An 18,249-nucleotide genomic window follows, 5' to 3' on the forward strand; every position below is an offset into this window, starting at 1 on the left:
GGTCAAGGGCGGGGCCGCCATCCGCATGAGCGGCAATTGCGGCGAAATACCGGCCGGGCCGTAAAGTTTTTGTGACGTAAGCCTTTGATTAAAGACGATAATATCTGTAGTCTAAGTCGAGATGAGGGCTGTATGCACCCAGTGCGCCAATTGACATGGCGGGGGCGGGGGCCTAACCATGAATAGACATAATGGATGGTTCCGGATCGGCGTTACGCCTTCCGGATGAAAAGGGAATGTGACGGGGCGGACCCAAACCGGGCGCTTTCATCACAGCCGACCCCGCGACTGTAGAGCAGTCAGGGTCTTCCATCCGGCATTTCGACTGCTGCGTCGGCAGCCTGCGTGGTGCAGGCGGGCAAGGCGGGACAGGTGCCGGAAAAGCCACTGGAAATGCATCGTGATCAGCCGGGGCAGGACGCCTCCAATTCTACGAATCGTCCGCCTTTTCACGAGATGCAGCCGGGAAGGCGAGGCAGATCCGCTGGCACGATCAGGGGCGACCGTAAACGGTCGCCCCGGTCGCCGCCGACAACTGCGAGCCAGGAGACCTGCCATCCGTGCCGGGCATAATGCCCATTCTGGGTATTCACCCGCTGCCAGCACGGAGGTTGTCTTGGCTGAAGGATATGATTCAGCGCTGCCTCTGGTGGTGCGGTGGGGTTTCCCCTTCTCCCCCGCGGGGAGAAGGTGGCCCGAAGGGTCGGATGAGGGGGCCGCAGGGTACTCCTGTCATTTGACGCTTTGCTTGTGTTCGGCGCTTTCTGCGAGGGTCGTCCGAGCATGACCGCCACCTTCATCCTCGGCGGTGCCCGCTCCGGCAAATCCCGCTTTGCCGAAAACCTCGTGACAGCCAGCGGCCTCGACCGCCACTACATCGCCACCGGCCGCGCCTGGGACGACGAAATGCGGGCGCGCATCGACCAGCACAAGGCCGACCGCGGCCCTTCCTGGACCACGCATGAGGAGCCGCTGGATCTGACCGAACGCCTTGCCGCCATCGACGGCGAGGGCAGGGCTGTTCTCGTCGACTGCCTGACACTGTGGCTCACCAACCTGATGATGGACGAGCGCGATATCGCCGCCCAGTCCGCCGCCCTTGCCACCTGGCTTCCTACGGCAAAGGCGCGGCTCGTCATCGTTTCCAATGAAGTCGGTCTCGGTATCGTGCCCGAGAATCGCATGGCGCGGGAGTTCCGCGACCATGCCGGCCGGCTGCACCAAATGATCGCGGCAGAAGCCGCGGATGTCTATTTTATCGCGGCAGGACTGCCGCTGAAAATGAAGGGTTAGTTCCATGCAGCAGAAAATCCCCGCAACCGTAATCACCGGCTTCCTCGGCGCCGGCAAGACGACCATGATCCGCAACCTGCTCACCAATGCCGGCGGCAAGAAGATTGCGCTCATCATCAACGAGTTCGGCGATCTCGGCGTCGATGGTGATGTGCTGAAGGGCTGCGGGGCGGAGAACTGCACCGAGGACGATATCATTGAACTCACCAATGGCTGCATCTGCTGCACGGTGGCCGACGATTTCATTCCGACCATGACGAAGCTTCTGGAGCGCGAGCAGCGCCCTGATCATATCGTCATCGAAACCTCGGGTCTTGCTTTGCCGCAGCCGCTGGTAGCCGCTTTCAACTGGCCGGATATTCGCAGCGAAGTCACCGTTGACGGCGTCATCACCGTGGTCGATAGCGCGGCCGTCGCCGCCGGGCGGTTTGCCGATGACCATGATGCCGTCGATGCACGCCGCGTCGAGGATGAATCGCTCGATCATGAAAGCCCGATCGAGGAGCTCTTCGAGGATCAGCTGACCTGCGCCGACCTCATCGTGCTCAACAAGACCGATCTGATCGACGCTGACGGCCTTAGCCGTGTGAAAAGAGAAGTCGCCTCGCGCATCGCCCGCAAGCCTGTGATGATCGAAGCGAAAAATGGCGACGTGCCGGCAAGCGTGCTGCTCGGCCTCGGCATCGGCACGGAAGACGATATCGTCAACCGCAAGTCCCATCACGAGCTGGAGCATGAGGACGGTACGCCGCACGATCACGACGAATTCGACAGTTTCGTCGTCGAGCTCGGCGCTATCGCCGATACATCAGGTTTCGTCGAGAAGCTGAAGCGCATTATCGCCGAGCATGACGTGCTGCGCCTCAAGGGCTTCATCGATGTCTCCGGCAAGCCGATGCGCTTGCAGCTGCAGGCCGTGGGTGCCCGCATCGACCAGTATTTCGACCGCGCCTGGGCGCCGGGCGAAGCACGCAGCACGCGCCTCGTCGTCATCGGCCTGCACGAGATGGATCAGGACGCGGTGCGCAAGGCGATCGTGGCGCTGGTCTAAGGAGTTTCGATGCATCTGCTTCTGGCTCAACAGGGAACGATCAGCGACGGGGACGAGGCCATCGACCTCGGCCAGTCGCCGGGCGATATCCTGTTCCTCTCTGCCGCCGACACCGAGCTTGCGGCAATCGCCGCGGCTCATGGCGGCGGAGTGACGGGGCATTCGCTGAGGCTTGCGAGCCTGATGAGCCTGAAGCATCCGATGTCGGTCGATACCTATATCGAGCGCACGGCGCGGCATGCGAAGCTGATCATCGTGCGGGCGCTGGGTGGGGCGAGCTATTTCCATTATGCGCTGGAGGCGTTGCATGCGGTTGCCGCCCGCAACGGGGCGCTGATTGCGGTGCTGCCGGGGGATGCGCGGCCGGATGCGGGGCTGACGCCGTTTTCGAATGTGGCGCTCGATGATCTCAATGCGCTCTGGGGGTATCTGATCGAGGGTGGTGATGCCAATGCGCGAGGCTTTCTGGCCTATGCGGCGGCGATGCTGTCTGGGGCGGAGAAGCCGGCGCMGGCTGCGCCGCTGATGAAGGCGGGGATCTGGTGGCCGGGGCGGGGGCTTGTCGGGATTGAGGAGTGGAAGGCGGTAGCAGGTTCTGCCTTCTCCCCAGCGGGGAAAAGATGCCCGACAGGGCAGATGAGGGAGGCGAGCGACGGAGGAAGCGAGCAGCGGGAGTACGATGGCGAGGTTTGTGGGGTGGCCCCCTCATCCGACCCTTCGGGCCACCTTCTCCMCGATGGGGAGAAGGGACGGTCGGTGCCGACTGTCGCCATCGCATTCTACCGCGCCCTCGTTCAAAGCGGCGAAACCCGCCCTGTCGAAGCACTCATCGAAGCCTTGCAGGCACAGGGCCTGCGCCCGCTGCCGGTCTTCGCCTACAGCCTCAAGGATCCCATCTCCAAAGGCATACTTGAATCTATCTTCGCCGACCTCAAGCCCGATGTCGTCATCAACACGACCGGCTTTGCCGTCTCCGCACCCGGCGCCGATCGCCAGCCGACAGTGCTGGAGGCCAATGACGCCATCGTGCTGCAGGCGATCTTTTCCGCTTCGTCGCGGGAAGCCTGGGCCGCTTCCTCGCAAGGCTTGTCGGCGCGTGATCTCGGCATGAATGTCGCGCTGCCGGAAGTGGACGGCCGGGTGCTGTCGCGCGCCGTCTCTTTCAAATCGGCGGCGCGCTACGATGCTGCGGTCGAGGCCAATATCGTTTCCAGCGAGCCGGATGCCGGGCGCATGCGCTATGTCGCTGCGCTTGCGGCGAACTGGGCGCGGCTGCGGCAGATGCCTGTGGAGGGACGGCGGGTCGCGCTCGTCATGGCGAATTATCCGAACCGCGACGGACGGCTCGGCAATGGCGTCGGCCTGGATACGCCAGCCGGCACGATCGAAGTCATGCGGACGATGAAGAAGGCCGGTTATCCGGTCGCCGATATTCCTGATGATGGCGATGCGTTGATACGGCATCTGATGCAGGGGCCGACCAATTCCGGCTTCGATGGCAAGGTCGTGCGCGAAACGATTTCCCTGAGTCGATACAATGATTTCCTGGAATCTCTTCCCGCTCAGATTCAGGATGAAGTCAGCGCGCGCTGGGGTTTGCCGGAGAGCGATCCCTATGTCCGCGATGGCGCTTTCGCCCTGCCTTTTGCGCGGTTCGGCGACTTGCTGATCGGTATCCAGCCGGCGCGCGGCTATAATATCGATCCGAAGGAAAGCTATCACTCGCCCGATCTCGTGCCGCCGCACGGCTATCTCGCTTTCTACGCTTTCCTGCGCGAAGAATTCGGCGCGCAGGCCGTCATTCACATGGGCAAGCACGGCAATCTGGAATGGCTGCCGGGCAAGTCTCTGGCGCTGTCGGAGACCTGCTATCCCGAAGCGATCCTCGGGCCGCTGCCGCATCTCTATCCCTTCATCGTCAACGATCCCGGCGAGGGCACGCAGGCCAAGCGCCGCACGGCTGCCGTCATCATCGACCATCTGACGCCGCCGCTGACGCGGGCCGAAAGCTACGGGCCGCTGAAGGATCTGGAGGCGCTGGTCGATGAATATTACGAGGCGTCGGGCGGCGATCCCAGGCGCATCCGGCTGCTATCCCGCCAGATCCTCGAGCTTGTTGCGGATATCGGGCTTGATCGTGATGCGGGGATTGCCAAGGGTGAGAGCGAAGGCGAGGCGCTGAAGAAGCTCGATGCCTATCTCTGCGATCTCAAGGAAATGCAGATCCGTGACGGACTGCATGTGTTTGGATTGTCGCCCGAGGGGCGGCTGCTGACGGATCTCACCGTGGCGCTGGCGCGGGTGCCGCGTGGGCTGGGTGAGGGTGAGGATGCGAGTTTGCAGCGCGCGATTGCCGGGGATGCTGGGTTGAGTTTCCCGCTTCTCCCCAGCGGGGAGAAGATGTCCGTCAGGACAGATGAGGGGGTGAGCGACGGTAGGAGCGAGCGGCTGAGCATAGGCGAAGCCGACTCTGCGGCCCCCTCATCCGACCCTTCGGGCCACCTTCTCCCCGCTGGGGAGAAGGGGAGCCGCGCGCTTCAGCGTTCCTTCGATCCTCTCGATTGCGATATGGCAGCGCTTTGGACTGGTCCACGTCCACCAATCCTCGCCGATATTACCGACGCTCCCTGGCGCACAAACGGCGACACCGTCGAACGGATTGARATGCTTGCCGCCAAGTTCGTTTCCGGCGAAATGGAATGCCCAATTCTCTGGCCTCAAACCAGATGCGTACTCGACGAGATCGAGGCCCGCCTCAAACCATCCATCCTCGCCTGCGGCCCCGCCGAGATCGACGCCCTCCTGCGCGGCCTCGACGGCCGTTTCGTCCCACCCGGCCCGTCCGGAGCGCCGACACGCGGGCGGCCTGACGTCCTGCCGACGGGGCGGAATTTCTACTCCGTCGACAGCCGCGCGGTGCCGACGCCGGCAGCCTATGAGCTCGGCAAGAAATCCGCAGAATTGCTGATCCGCCGTTACGTACAGGATCACGGCGAATGGCCCGTCTCCTTCGGGCTGACGGCCTGGGGCACGTCGAACATGCGCACTGGTGGCGACGATATTGCCCAGGCGCTGGCCCTGATCGGCGTCAAGCCCGTGTGGGACATGGCCTCGCGGCGGGTCACCGGCTACGAGATCATTCCGCCCGCCATGTTGCGGCGGCCGCGGGTGGATGTGACGCTGCGTATATCGGGCTTTTTCCGCGATGCATTCCCGGAGCAGATCGCGCTCTTCGACAAGGCGATCCGAGCCGTCGGCGCGCTCGAGGAGGATGCCGCAGATAACCCGATTGCCGAGCGCATGCGCGGCGAGGCGGCGCGGCTGACCGCTGCCGGGCTCGATGAGAAGGCCGCGGCAAAGCGGGCCGGCTATCGCATCTTCGGCTCGAAGCCCGGCGCCTATGGTGCGGGCCTGCAGGCGCTGATCGACGAGAAGGGCTGGGAGCGGCGGGCCGATCTTGCCGAAGCCTACCTCGTCTGGGGCAGCTATGCCTATGGCGCGGGCGAGGAGGGGCAGGCCGAGCGCGGGGTGTTCGAGGAACGGCTGCGCTCCATTCAGGCCGTCGTCCAGAACCAGGACAATCGCGAGCATGACCTGCTCGACAGCGACGACTATTACCAGTTCGAAGGCGGCATGGCGGCGGCGGCGGAAGCGCTCGGCGGTGCGCGGCCGGCGATCTACCACAACGATCATTCGCGGCCGGAAAAGCCTGTTATCCGCTCCCTCGAAGAGGAGATCGGGCGGGTGGTGCGCGGTCGTGTCGTCAATCCGAAATGGATCGATGGCGTCATGCGCCACGGCTACAAGGGCGCTTTCGAGATTGCCGCCACGGTCGATTATCTCTTTGCCTTTGCGGCGACGACCGGTGCTGTCGGCAACCATCATTTCGAGGCGGTCTACCAGGCCTATGTCGCCGACCCCAATGTGCGCGATTTCATGGCCGAGAAGAACCCCGCCGCGCTTTCCGAAATGAAGGAGCGGCTCATGGAGGCGATCGAGCGCAAGCTCTGGACGCCGCGCAGCAACTCGGCGCAATTCAACCTCACTGAAATCAACGAAACCAAGAAAAGAGCAGGCAGCCAGCCATGAGTGATGAGCCAGTAGAAACAGCCGAAAAGGACGATGCCCGCCACGCCGAGAAGATGGCGAAGAAGAAGGCCGCCCGCGACAAGATCATGGCAAAGAAGACGGATGAGAAGGGCCTGATCATCGTCCACACCGGCAAGGGCAAGGGCAAATCGTCTTCTGCCTTCGGCATGATCTTCCGCCATATCGCCCACGGCAAGCCGTCTGCCGTCGTGCAGTTCATCAAGGGCGCGATGTGGACGGGYGAGCGCGATCTGATCGAGAAGCATTTCTCCGATATCTGCCAGTTTCACACGATGGGCGAGGGGTTTACCTGGGAAACGCAGGATAGGGCGCGGGATGTCGCGGCGGCGGGTGCTGCCTGGGAAAAGGCCAAGGAACTGATCCGTGACGAGCGCAATTCCATGGTGCTGCTCGACGAAATCAACATCGCGCTGCGCTACGACTATCTCGATATCAACGAGGTGGTCGAGTTCCTTAGGAACGAAAAGCCCCACATGACCCATGTCGTGCTGACTGGCCGCAACGCGAAGGACGAGCTGATCGAGATCGCCGATCTCGTCACCGAGATGGAGCTCGTCAAGCATCCCTTCCGCTCCGGCATCAAGGGGCAGCCGGGCGTGGAATTCTGATTCCTAATTAGCGAGATGGCCGCGCAGGATCGCGGCCGTTTCCTCGTCGGCCGGAAAGAGCGTTTCTATCGCGAGTTCCGACAGGGTGATATCGACAGGCGTTCCGAAGACGGTTGTCGTCGAGATGAACGAGAGCAGGCCGGCCTTTGTTGAAAGCTGCAGGGGAACGGCAATGCCGGCAAGATCGGTGTGAGTCCCGCTCGCATCTTTGGGCGCCGGATAGGACAGCAGCTCCTTAAACAGCTTTTCCAGCACCGGGTCGCCCGAGACCGATATCTGCTGCCGCAGCCGGTCGAGGAGATGGGCGCGCCATTCCGAGAGATTGGCGATACCAGGTGCGAGCCCCTGCGGATGCAGGCTGAGACGCAAAACGTTGACCGGCGTTTCCAGCAAAGATGGATCGGCAACGGCTTCGAGCAACGGTGCAATGGCGGCGTTGGCGGCCACCAGTGTCCAGTGGCGATCGATGGCAAGTGCCGGGAAGGGCTCGTGGCCTTTCAGCACTCTGTCGATGGCGCGTCGCGCCGGTTCTAAGGCCGGATCGTCCAGTCTGCGTTCGGCAAAGACGGGGGCGAAACCCGCTGCCAGCAGCAGCGGGTTCCGGTCACGCAGGGGTACGTCGAGCCGCTCGGCAAGATGCAGCAGCATTTCGCGGCTCGGGGTCGAGCGCCCGCTTTCGATGAAGCTCAGATGCCGTTGGGAGATATCGGCTTCCAGCGCGAGATCCAGCTGGCTCATGCGGCGGCGCTGGCGCCATTCGCGCAGGTGATCTCCAAGGGAGCGGGCGGTCGGTGTCATCAGGCGGCTTCCGGCAATTGGTCGATGAAGCCGCGGACGGATTTCAGCCTGCCGTCTTCGAGTTCGGCAAAATCCGTGCCCTTGATCAGCGCTTCGCCATTTTCAGGGCCGAGGCCCCAGGAGAAGCGCAGGTTGTCGCCATAACCATCGGCCACGCCGATCAGTTCGAAGCGGAAGCCGGGAAAGCGGCTCTGTACGGCCTCGACCAGCGAGTTGATCTGCTCATGGCCTTCGCCGCGCATCAGCGGATCGATATAGGTGGCGGCTTCGCTCCAGCTCTCGGCTATGAGAGCGCGGCGGCGGGCGGCATCCGTCTCGTTCCAGATGGCAAGGTAGCGCTCGGTGTTGGTGTTTGCGTCGTTCATCGGGTCATCTCCTTTTGATCGCCCATCAATTCCAGGCAGCGCGATCATGGGGGAAGGCAGCACACCCTATCAATTACGCCGGACGTAATGGAAGGCAGTTTCTTACAGGATCAAGTCCTGGTCGCKGCTTGGTGATTTGACAGGCGAGGGATGAGTTCGGAGATTTCCGGCGACCCTTTTGCCCCGGAGGAAGTCCGGCATGAAAACCCGTTCGTACAAAGCCTTAGCCGCATTCGCCATCGCACTTCTCGGCGCCTCCACGACGCAAGCGACCGTGATCGACGACTGGAATACGATCAAGGTGCCGCCTGCGCCTGTGCTGAAGCCGGTCACCGTGGATAAGTCGGATACGGCGCTGCTGCTGCTCGATTTCAATGGCGCGCAGGATCCGTCCAAGGGGCCATGCAACACCAGGAACAAGCCTCGCTGCATCGCTTCGCTGCCGAAGGTGGAAAAGTTGATGGAGGAGGCCCGCAAGAGCGGCCTGCCCGTTATCTACAGCATCACGGGCGGCGCTGCGAAAGCAGATATCGCCGACGTATTGGCGCCCGACGCTGATGATCCGATCGTGCAAGCCGGCGCCAACAAGTTCATCAACACCGATCTCGAAAAGATCCTGACCGAGAAGCACATCAAGACCATTATCGTGACCGGCACGGCATCCGAAGGCGCGGTGCTGAATACGGCAGCCTATGCGGCGCTGAAGGGCATGAACGTCATCCTGCCCATCGACGGCATGTCATCCGCCGATCCTTATGCCGAGCAATATGTCGCCTGGCATTTCGCCAATGCGCCGGGTGTTTCGGCCAAGACGGTGCTGACTGATATCGACGAGATCAAGTTCAGCGGCTAGCTTTTCCGGGAATGAGGCGGAGCGGGAACCTGTGCACTCGTCTTTCCATCTCTTTTATTCCATTTCCACTTTCCGATTTCTGGTTCTGCAATCCAAGCTTGCGGCCGGTCAGCCCGGAACAAGCAATCACAGATATTGGCTTGTGCGCTGGATACCACCTGAATGGTGGTTCAGCCCCGGGTCGAAGGTTTCGGCGCGGCGTCTCCCTTCCATCGCGAGGAGCATAACGTGTCATCTATCAGCACTGAGATTTTCGGCCGGCTCGCGGGCTCTTCTACGGCCGCAAGTATTCTAGCAGGCAAGCCTAAGGATGGGACGAAAAGCGCGGATGCTACCGGCGATTCCAACCCTCTCGTTGCCTTGTTATCATCCGGCCCGGAAGAGGACGATGACGATCACACCTATGATGCCTMGGGACGATCTTCGGGTATCGTGAGGATGAGCGCGGCGTCCGCTGCCGGCATCCAGGATCTTGGTGACGAGGGCTGGTTTGGCGATGAGAACGGCAACCCGTTGCCCGTGAAACTCGTGGTCAAGATGGGCGATAAGGTCGTGGCGCGCGTCTACGAGGGTGGCGGCACCATCGTCGCCAATGGTTTCGACCCTTCGGCCCTCAAGATCGGCCCCTTGAGCGAAGGCCTCGAGTCGACCATGACCGAAGATGAACTGACCGATTTTCGCATGACCCAGGTGATGAAATTCTTCTCGAACATGGGCGCTACCTTCGAAGCATCCTCAGGCGGGCGCGACAAGGGTGTCGGGGATACGCGGAGCGGAATTCTGACGAGTGCGCGGTCTGGAAGGGCGGAGGACGAAGAGGCGGCATCGGGCGATGAAGCCGGGAATGCGAGCGAGCGGACGATCATTCCGCAGGGCATGACGCTTGCCGAGGTTCTGGCCCTCAGCAACCAGGATTATATTACCGCGCTCGAGCGTGAGAAGCGCCGTGCCGCTGAAACGCCGCCTGAAGAACAGGGATCGGCCCGGCTGGCACAGGCGGCAGGCGCCGGGGAAGACCGCTGGTTCGCAACGCAGCAGTCGAAGGCCGGCGAGGCTCTGGCGATCCTTCAGGAAACCCACTCGTAGCGGCGGCTTAACGGGATCGTCGGTGAGCTATCCTACAGGCCGAGCCAGACGCGCAGCGGGTTTGCCGAGTCGGACAGAAGTTTGATCGCAAAGGCGATGCAGACGGCGACGAGCAGGGGCTTGATGAGCTTGGCGCCGATGCGCATGGCGAGACGCGAGCCGAGCTGCGCGCCGAGGAACTGGCAGACACCCATCAACAGGCCGATCTTCCAGAGTGTCGCGCCGAAGCTTGCGAAGACGACGAGCGCGCCGAAATTCGAGCCGAGATTGAGGAGCTTGGTGTGGGCCGTCGCCTTCAGCATGCCGAAGCCGGCAAGTGTCACGAAGGCGAGCATGAAGAAAGAGCCGGTGCCGGGGCCGAAGACGCCGTCATAGAAGCCGATGAGCGGCACCAGCGTCAGGCCGAAGACGAAGGGCGTCATGCGCCTGTGGGTATCGAGGTCGTTGAGGTTCGGCTTGACGGCGAAGAAGATGGCGATCGCGACCAGCAGCACCGGCATGATGGCCTGCAGCACCTGGCCGGGAACGAGCGTGGCGAGTGCCGCACCCAGCGCGCCGCCCATGACGGCCATCAGCGCCATCGGCAATTGTTCCGACAATTTCACATGGCCCTTGCGGGCATAGGCGATGGTTGCCGAGGCCGCGCCGAAGAGGGACTGCACCTTGTTGGTGCCGAGCGTCTGCAGCGGCGGGATGCCTGCGATCAACATGGCGGGGACGGTGATGAGGCCRCCGCCACCGGMAATGGAATCGACGAAACCGGCAAAGAAGGCCGCCGCGCAGAGCAGCAGAAGCAGATGGATGGCAATGTCAGGCAAGATGCTGTTCCGGGAGAGGTATGCGGGGCGGGGCTTTCGGGCGGCCTTGTTGCATTTCCCGCCTTGAGCTGCAATGGCTCCGGGGACACAGCAGGACGCAATCGGCTGATGGGAATGAGCGAAATCACCATTGATGAGGCAAGGCGGCATGTGCTCGGGCTCGGCTGCGAGCGCGGGACGCCTGATAGCGAGGTTATGGCGCTTGCCGTCGAGGCGTTGAGGGCGGCTGGTATCAGCGGGGCTGAGCTCGCGGCTGTTGCCTCGATCGATAGCCGCAGCCAGGAGGCGGCGATCCTTGCGGTTGCGGCGCATTTTGTTGTGCCTGCCGTGTTCTTCGATGCGGTGCGGCTGGAGGAAGAGACGCCGCGGCTCAGGAATCCCTCTGCCATCGTCTTTGCCCGTGTCGGCTGCCATGGGGTGGCGGAAGCGGCGGCCCTTGCGGCTCTTGGCATGGATGCGGGGCTGGTGCTCGGCAAGATCAAATCTCAGCATGCGACAGCGGCCGTCGCCCGCATCGGGTTGCAGAAAGCCTGACGGGCGTTATGGTGGCGGCACTTCGCGGCGCCGTCCGGCTGCCAGCGATTCGAATCCGGAGCATCTTCGTTTTTTGAATCACGAATGTGCTCTATCCCTTTGTTTTCACGCAATTCAAGGCGCAAAACCGCTGCAGATTTTTGCTGGAATTGCTCTGGAGGATACATATGCACAAGGTCATTTATGACACGGATCCGGGCGTCGATGACGCAATGGCGCTGCTTTTCCTGCATCGCCATCCCGAGATCGATCTGATCGGCATCACCACGATCTTCGGCAATGCCTCGATCGAGACGACGACGCGCAATGCGCTGTTCCTGAAGCGGGAGTGGGATATCGCCGCACCCGTCGCCAAGGGAGCAAGCGTTACCATCAATCCCTCGCGCCAGGAGCGTCCGTGGCCGACCATGGTTCATGGCGAGAACGGCCTTGGCGACATGCCGGTGCCTGATGTGATCGACCTGCCGGTCGATCCGCGTCCGGCGCATCGCTTCATCATCGAGACGGTGCGCGCCAATCCGGGCGAGGTGACGCTGGTGGCCGTCGGCCGCATGACGAACCTGGCGCTGGCGCTGAAGGAAGACCCCGAGATTGCCAGCCTGGTGAAGGAAGTCGTCATCATGGGCGGCAACTTCTATGTGTCGGGCAATGTCTCGCCGGTTGCCGAAGCCAATATTCATGGCGATCCGGAAGCTGCCGATATCGTGCTGACCGCGCCGTGGAAGGTCGTCGTCATCGGTCTCGATGTCACGGCGATCACCACGATGAGCCGCAGCTATCTCGGCGACATGGCCGCCAAGGGCGACAACGCGGTCAAGCAGCTCGACGTGCTCTCCCAGTCCTATATCGACTTCTACAAGCACGCGGTCGAAGACGGCATGATGGTGCATGACAGCTGCGCCAGCGTCTATGTCGTGGCACCGGAACTGTTCAAGACGATCACGGGTGCGGTGCGGGTCGTCTGCGGCGGCATTGCCGATGGTCAGACGGTGATCAAGCCGGATGGCCGCCGCTTCCCGCCGGGCGACTGGGACGGCCTGCCGAGCCAGTTCGTTGCCACCGGCATCGAGTCGGAAAAGGTGATCGATCTCATCCGCGATACGCTGCTGCGCGCCTGATGACTTTCGACGGGCCGGCCTTGCGCATCGCTGCCGGCCCGTTTTCCATTTCGGAATCCAATCAATCTCTTAGGGGTATTTCTTTTGAGGTTGATTCCGGTTCTTGCGGAGTTGATTCAGGTCCATTTTGTCAACTTCCGGTGCGCGGCAAGCGAGAGCGTTGACCTCGTCTGTCGGCAGGCCTAGATCAGCGGGATGATAGATAGCGCATTCTCACATCTGCCGGCGCTCGAGCCGGGCAGCGTCTGGCTCGTCGGGGCCGGTCCCGGCGATCCGGGCCTGCTGACATTGCTTGCCGCCAAGGGGCTCGCCGAGGCCGATGTGATCGTCCATGACGCGCTGGTCAATGAGGAATGTCTGAAGCTCGCGCGGTCAGGTGCGGAGCTCGAATATGCGGGAAAACGCGGCGGCAAGCCCTCCGCCAAGCAGCGGGATATTTCGCTTCGACTGGTGGAATTGGCGCGGGCCGGAAAGCGCGTGCTGCGGCTGAAGGGCGGCGATCCCTTCGTCTTCGGGCGCGGTGGGGAAGAGGCGCTGACGCTGGTCGAACACAATATTCCGTTCCGCATCGTGCCGGGTATTACCGCCGGGATCGGCGGGCTTGCCTATGCCGGCATTCCGGTGACGCATCGCGACATCAACCATGCCGTGACCTTCCTGACCGGCCATGATTCCTCCGGCATCGTGCCCGATGCGATCAATTGGGAAGCGATCGGCAAGGGTTCGCCCGTCATCGTCATGTATATGGCGATGAAACATATATCCCAGATCAGCGCCAATCTTATTGCGTCCGGCCGTTCGGCATCCGAACCCGTGGCCTTCGTCTGCAACGCGGCGACCGGCGACCAGCAGGTGCTGGAAACGACGCTTGGGCAAGCGCCGGAGGCCGTTGCCGCCTCCGGGCTGGAGCCGCCGGCAATCGTCGTGGTCGGCGAAGTGGTGCGGCTGCGCGCCTCGCTCGACTGGCTGGGAGCTCTCGGCGGACGGCGGCTGCAGCCAGATCCTTTTCGACATGCCAACGGCCGAGGAAAGGAGACGGCATGAGCGGGTTGCTGATCGCCGCACCATCCTCCGGTTCCGGCAAGACGACGGTGACACTTGGGCTGCTGCGGGCGCTACGCAATCGCGGCGTGGCCGTCGCACCCGGCAAGGCTGGCCCCGATTATATCGACCCGGCGTTTCATGCTGCGGCAAGCGGCACGCTCTGCCTGAATTTCGACCCCTGGGGAATGCGGCCTGAACTGATTTCCGCCAATGCGACGCTGCATCGCTCCGGCGACCGCGTGCTGCTGATCGAGGGCATGATGGGCCTCTTCGACGGTGCTGCGGACGGGCGCGGCACGGCGGCCGATCTCGCGGCGCAGCTCGGGCTTTCCGTCGTGCTCGTCGTCGATGCCTCGCGGCTGTCGCAGTCGGTGGCGCCGCTCGTCAGCGGCTTTGCCGGTTTCCGGGCCGATGTGCGCATTGCCGGCGTCATCCTCAACAAGGTCGGCAGCGACCGGCATGAGGCGATGCTGCGTCAGGMGCTGGAAGCGATCCGCATGCCCATCGTTGCCGTCATCCGCAAGGATGCGATGCTGGGGCTGCCGGAGCGGCATCTGGGGCTGGTACAGGCGGGCGAACATGGCGCGCTCGACGCGTTTATCGACTATGCGGCGAATGCCGTTTCCGAAGAGTGCAATTTCGAATTCCTGATGCGCATCGCGCGTCAGGGCATGAACCGGCCGTCGGCTGCCAATATCGCCCGGCTGATGCCGTTCGGCAGGCATATTGCCGTTGCCCGCGATATCGCCTTTGCCTTCTGCTACGAGCATATGCTGCTCGGCTGGCGGCGGCGCGGCGCTGAGATTTCCTTCTTCTCGCCGCTGGCCGACGAAGGCCCGTCCGTCACTGCCGATGCGATCTATCTTCCCGGCGGCTATCCCGAACTGCATGCGGGCAGGCTCGCGGCCTCGCAGAATTTTGCGGTGGCGATGAAGGCTGCGGCCGATCGCGGCGTGCGCATCTATGGCGAATGCGGCGGCTACATGGTGCTGGGCGAGGGGCTGATCGACGAGAAGGGCGAGCGCCATGAAATGCTCGGCCTGTTGCCTCTCGTCACCAGCTATGAGACGCGCAAGCGGCATCTCGGCTATCGCCGTGTTACACCACTCGACGGCGCATTTTTCGACAGGCCGATGACGGCGCATGAATTCCACTATTCGACGATCGTCTCCGAAGGGGAGGCCGACCGGATGTTTGCCACGCAGGATGCACTCGGCAACGATCTCGGCCTGGCCGGCTTGCGGCGCGGGCAGGTGGCCGGCTCCTACATGCATCTGATCGATCTTGCGGGAGCTGCCACATGAATGCGCCGATCGTGCATGGCGGCGGCATTACCGCAGCGGCGGCAAGCTTCGGTGGACGGCTGGAGGACTGGCTCGATCTTTCGACGGGCATCAATCCCAATCCGGTGACGCTGCCGGAGATACCAGCGCGGGCGTGGCATCGCCTGCCGGACCGGCATCTGGTCGAGACGGCACGACATGCGGCGCGCGATCATTATCGCAGCGGCGCGATCCTGCCGCTGCCGGTTCCCGGCACGCAATCGGCAATCCAGCTTCTGCCGCGGCTGATCGCGCCGGGGAGGCGAGTGGCGATCCTGTCGCCGACCTATGGGGAATATGCGCGGGCGTTCAGCGCTGCCGGTTTCGTGGTCGATGCGGTCAGCGATATCGATGACATCGGTGTGCAGCACGGGCTGGCGGTCGTCGTCAACCCGAACAATCCCGACGGTCGGATTTATGCGGCCGACAGGCTGGAAGCACTGCATGAGCGGCTGAAGACGGGCGGTGGTTTTCTGGTGGTCGATGAGGCTTTCGGCGATACCAGCCCGGAAGCCAGCCTCGCGCCACGTGCATCAGGGCTTTCGAACCTGATCATCTTCCGCTCCTTCGGAAAGTTCTTCGGGCTAGCAGGGCTGAGGCTCGGCTTTGCCATTGCACGGAGCGATATCCTCCAGCATTTCGAGGACTGGCTCGGTCCCTGGGYGGTTTCGGGGCCGGCACTGTCAATGGCGAGCTCGCTATTGAATTCGGATGTCTCCGCCATTGCCCGCTCGATTGCTGGGCGCCATCGGGGTCTCCGTACCGTGCTTGCCGAGGCCGGGCTTGCCGTTGCCGGCGGCACGCCGCTTTTCACCCTCGTTGCCGACGCGAAGGCCGGTGACATTTACACGACTCTCTGCCGCCATCATATTCTCGTCCGCCGGTTCGATTACGCGCCGGACTGGCTGCGCTTCGGCCTTGCGCCTGACGCTGCTGATGATGCACGACTTGCCGCGGCCCTTCGGAGCTTTGACCGATGAATTTGGATGAACATTCTCTCGTGCTGGTTCTGGCGCTGCTGCTGGACCGCATCATCGGCGATCCGCAATGGCTGTGGCTGCGCGTTCCGCATCCGGTCGCCATCTTCGGCAGGGCGATCGCCTATTTCGACCAGCATTTCAACCGCGACAGCCTGAGCAAGGCGCAGCGCCGGCAGAACGGCGTAGTGGCTATCCTCGCGCTGTCAGGGCTTGCGATCGTCACCGGCCTGGTGCTGCACTGGTTCCTGATGCTTTTCGGCCCCGTCGGCATCCTGCTCGAAGTCTTCTGCGTGGCGATCTTCCTGGCGCAGAAGAGCCTGTCGGACCATGTCGCGGCGGTTGCCACGGCATTGAAGAACGAAGGCCTTGTCGGCGGGCGCAAGGCGGTGTCGCGCATCGTCGGGCGCGATCCGGAAACGCTGGACGAGCCGGGCGTCTGCCGTGCGGCGATCGAAAGCCTCGCCGAGAATTTCTCCGATGGCGTCGTGGCACCAGCGCTCTGGTATGCGATCTTCGGCCTGCCGGGCCTGTTCTTCTACAAGATGCTCAATACGGCTGACTCGATGATCGGCCACCGCTCGGAAAAATACGTCGATTTCGGCTGGGCTTCGGCGCGGCTCGACGATATCGCCAACTGGCCGGCGGCGCGCCTTTCCATCCTGCTGATCGCCGTCGGCGCCGGCATCCGCCGCGGCACGGCTGCCTTCCGCGAAGCCTTCCGCGTCGGCATCCGCGACGGCAAACTGCACCGCTCGCCGAATTCCGGCCGCCCGGAAGCGGCGATGGCCGGCGCGCTCAATCTGCAGCTTGCCGGCCCGCGCGTCTATTCGGGTGTCGTGGTGCGTGAGCCGATGATCAACGGCACGGGCCGGGATGTGGCGACGGCAGGGGACGTGGAGGCCGGGATTTCGGTCTTTCAGGCGAGCTGCATGGCCCTGACGCTGCTTGCCTTCGTGGCTTTCGTCTGCCTGCTCTAGGTTAGCCTTCAGTCTCGTCCGTTCTTTGCCATCAGCAACACCGCCAATACACAGCTCAGAAGGCCAAGCGAGATTGGCAGGCCTTGATGCCCGATCAATTGCATCGCCAGTCCTGTTACGGGGGAGCCGACGATGCCGCCGATGCCCCAGACAAGGGCGAAGGCTGCGTTGCCGGCGATCAGGGCCTGGCCGGTGAAACGCTCGCCGAGCTGGATCAGCGACAGGGTATAGATGCCGAAGGAAACTCCGCCCCATAGGAAGACCAGTGGCCAGATGAGCCAGGCATCGAAGACAACAGGCAAGAGCAGGCAGCCGATCAGGTAAACCACAACGCAGAACAACAGCGTCCGCCGCGAGCCGAACCGTTCGGCGGCGCGCCCGAGCACGATCTGCAGCGCGGCATTGCCTGTTATGAAACAGGTGATCAGCGATGCGATGCGCTMCTCCTCGCTGCCGAGGGCTGCGCCATAGACCGCAAACAGGGAGAGCAGGATCTGCTCGAAAGCGGCAGCAGCGAAGACTGAAAACAACAGGAGCGGCGCCAGCGCGAAGAAACCGCCGACCGATATTGCCTCGCCTTCATGCCGCATGTCCGGCAGGCGAGGGGTGACCGCAAGCACGATCAGGCCGCAGGCAAGGAAGGCGGCGATACCGATCATGAAGGGCGGCCAGCCCTCGGTGCCGACGAGGCCGAGCGATAGCGGGCCGATGGCAAAGCCAACGGAAACGATCGACGAATAGAGGCCCATGATGCGGCCCCGGCGTGATGCGGGTGTGAGCGAGAGCAGCCAGGTTTCGCTGATCACGTAAAGAGGGTTGGCGAAGAAACCGAGCAGGAAGCGCAGCGGCATCCAGATCCAGGCATCATCGATGCAGGCAATCGCGGTGAGGGTGAGCGCAGCAAGGACCGAACACAGGATCGCAAGCCGGGCTCCGCCAATACGCCGCGAGAGTGCGGGAATGAAGGGCGCCGAGACGATGAAGCCTGTCGGAGTCATTGCCGCCGACAGGCCGATCAGGGTGGATGTCGTGCCCTGTCGCTCGAGGATGAAGCTCAGCAGCGGATAGGTCAGCCCCTGCGCCACGGCGAAGACCGTGACGGTGGCGATGATACCCGCCATTGCGGCCCAGGGGATGCGATCCTCTCCGTACGGGTGCCGGTGAAGCGCTGCGGTCGGCGGAGGCTGGTGATCCGGTGTCATTCGACATTTGCCTCATAGATGCCAGAAGGCCCCGACGTTTTCCGCCTCCCACTGTCTTGCCGGGCAGATATCGTCGATCAGCGGGAAGCT

Annotated in this window: 16 protein-coding genes and 1 riboswitch; of the genes, 12 read left to right on the forward strand and 4 right to left on the reverse strand. The window is 62.9% G+C overall.

Annotated elements, in window-relative coordinates; translation table 11 throughout:
* The first annotated feature begins 179 nt into the window (after positions 1-179).
* A riboswitch (cobalamin riboswitch) is annotated at positions 180-328 on the forward strand.
* 455 nt (positions 329-783) lie between these two features.
* The 4 genes from cobU to cobO are packed head-to-tail and all read left to right on the forward strand — an operon-like array spanning position 784 to position 7,062.
* On the forward strand, positions 784-1,293 hold the full coding sequence (gene cobU, locus AC1DNW_RS16455) for a bifunctional adenosylcobinamide kinase/adenosylcobinamide-phosphate guanylyltransferase (RefSeq protein WP_113311179.1): 510 nt from the start codon (positions 784-786) through the stop codon (positions 1,291-1,293).
* Between the two features lie 4 nt (positions 1,294-1,297).
* Entirely contained in the window at positions 1,298-2,344 is a 1,047-nt protein-coding gene (gene cobW / locus AC1DNW_RS16460; protein WP_113311132.1) for a cobalamin biosynthesis protein CobW, read from the forward strand.
* A gap of 9 nt (positions 2,345-2,353) precedes the next feature.
* Positions 2,354-6,433 (forward strand): cobaltochelatase subunit CobN, encoded by a 4,080-nt coding sequence (cobN, locus tag AC1DNW_RS16465; RefSeq protein ID WP_477853633.1) that lies wholly within the window; start codon positions 2,354-2,356, stop codon positions 6,431-6,433.
* Positions 6,430-7,062, forward strand: coding sequence for a cob(I)yrinic acid a,c-diamide adenosyltransferase (gene cobO, locus AC1DNW_RS16470; RefSeq protein WP_113311131.1), 633 nt, complete (start codon positions 6,430-6,432; stop codon positions 7,060-7,062). Before cobN ends, cobO begins: the two co-directional genes overlap by 4 nt.
* 3 nt (positions 7,063-7,065) lie before the next feature.
* Here cobO and AC1DNW_RS16475 read toward each other — a convergent pair whose 3' ends face one another.
* Both AC1DNW_RS16475 and AC1DNW_RS16480 read right to left on the reverse strand, forming a co-directional pair.
* Positions 7,066-7,860, reverse strand: a complete 795-nt coding sequence (locus AC1DNW_RS16475) for a helix-turn-helix transcriptional regulator (protein ID WP_113299365.1) — start codon at positions 7,858-7,860, stop codon at positions 7,066-7,068.
* Positions 7,860-8,225: a nuclear transport factor 2 family protein gene (locus AC1DNW_RS16480; protein ID WP_113311130.1), complete on the reverse strand. Its 366-nt coding sequence runs from the start codon at positions 8,223-8,225 to the stop codon at positions 7,860-7,862. The genes AC1DNW_RS16475 and AC1DNW_RS16480 overlap by 1 nt, the downstream gene beginning before the upstream one ends.
* Positions 8,226-8,424: 199 nt before the next feature.
* Here AC1DNW_RS16480 and AC1DNW_RS16485 point away from each other — a divergent pair, with 199 nt between their 5' ends.
* Together AC1DNW_RS16485 and AC1DNW_RS16490 are read left to right on the forward strand one after the other, a co-directional pair.
* Positions 8,425-9,078 (forward strand): isochorismatase family protein, encoded by a 654-nt coding sequence (locus AC1DNW_RS16485; RefSeq protein ID WP_113311129.1) that lies wholly within the window; start codon positions 8,425-8,427, stop codon positions 9,076-9,078.
* Between the two features lie 438 nt (positions 9,079-9,516).
* Positions 9,517-10,164 carry a hypothetical protein gene (locus AC1DNW_RS16490; protein ID WP_477853636.1) on the forward strand — a complete coding sequence of 216 codons (648 nt, stop codon included), beginning with the start codon at positions 9,517-9,519 and terminating at the stop codon, positions 10,162-10,164.
* Between the two features lie 32 nt (positions 10,165-10,196).
* On the opposite strand, the gene AC1DNW_RS16495 is transcribed toward AC1DNW_RS16490, so the two are convergent.
* On the reverse strand, positions 10,197-10,982 hold the full coding sequence (locus tag AC1DNW_RS16495; RefSeq protein ID WP_477853638.1) for a TSUP family transporter: 786 nt from the start codon (positions 10,980-10,982) through the stop codon (positions 10,197-10,199).
* Between the two features lie 114 nt (positions 10,983-11,096).
* On the opposite strand from AC1DNW_RS16495, the gene AC1DNW_RS16500 reads away from it, so the two are divergent.
* The 6 genes from AC1DNW_RS16500 (at position 11,097) to cbiB (ending at position 16,957) form a co-directional block, all read left to right on the forward strand.
* Entirely contained in the window at positions 11,097-11,516 is a 420-nt protein-coding gene (locus AC1DNW_RS16500) for a cobalamin biosynthesis protein (protein ID WP_113311126.1), read from the forward strand.
* 167 nt (positions 11,517-11,683) lie between these two features.
* Entirely contained in the window at positions 11,684-12,634 is a 951-nt protein-coding gene (locus tag AC1DNW_RS16505; RefSeq protein WP_113311125.1) for a nucleoside hydrolase, read from the forward strand.
* 195 nt (positions 12,635-12,829) lie between these two features.
* The gene (gene cobA, locus AC1DNW_RS16510) at positions 12,830-13,678 is read left to right on the forward strand and encodes a uroporphyrinogen-III C-methyltransferase (protein WP_113299359.1); all 849 of its coding nucleotides are present in this window, start codon (positions 12,830-12,832) and stop codon (positions 13,676-13,678) included.
* Positions 13,675-14,982, forward strand: coding sequence for a cobyrinate a,c-diamide synthase (locus tag AC1DNW_RS16515; RefSeq protein WP_477853640.1), 1,308 nt, complete (start codon positions 13,675-13,677; stop codon positions 14,980-14,982). Before cobA ends, AC1DNW_RS16515 begins: the two co-directional genes overlap by 4 nt.
* The gene (cobD, locus tag AC1DNW_RS16520; protein ID WP_477853642.1) at positions 14,979-15,980 is read left to right on the forward strand and encodes a threonine-phosphate decarboxylase CobD; all 1,002 of its coding nucleotides are present in this window, start codon (positions 14,979-14,981) and stop codon (positions 15,978-15,980) included. The genes AC1DNW_RS16515 and cobD overlap by 4 nt, the downstream gene beginning before the upstream one ends.
* Positions 15,977-16,957, forward strand: a complete 981-nt coding sequence (cbiB, locus tag AC1DNW_RS16525; protein WP_113311122.1) for an adenosylcobinamide-phosphate synthase CbiB — start codon at positions 15,977-15,979, stop codon at positions 16,955-16,957. Before cobD ends, cbiB begins: the two co-directional genes overlap by 4 nt.
* A gap of 8 nt (positions 16,958-16,965) precedes the next feature.
* On the opposite strand, the gene AC1DNW_RS16530 is transcribed toward cbiB, so the two are convergent.
* A complete protein-coding gene (locus AC1DNW_RS16530) occupies positions 16,966-18,159 on the reverse strand; it encodes an MFS transporter (RefSeq protein WP_477853644.1) in 1,194 nt (397 codons plus the stop codon).
* Positions 18,160-18,249 lie beyond the last annotated feature (90 nt).

Source organism: Rhizobium sp. 05L429 (assembly GCF_056397645.1).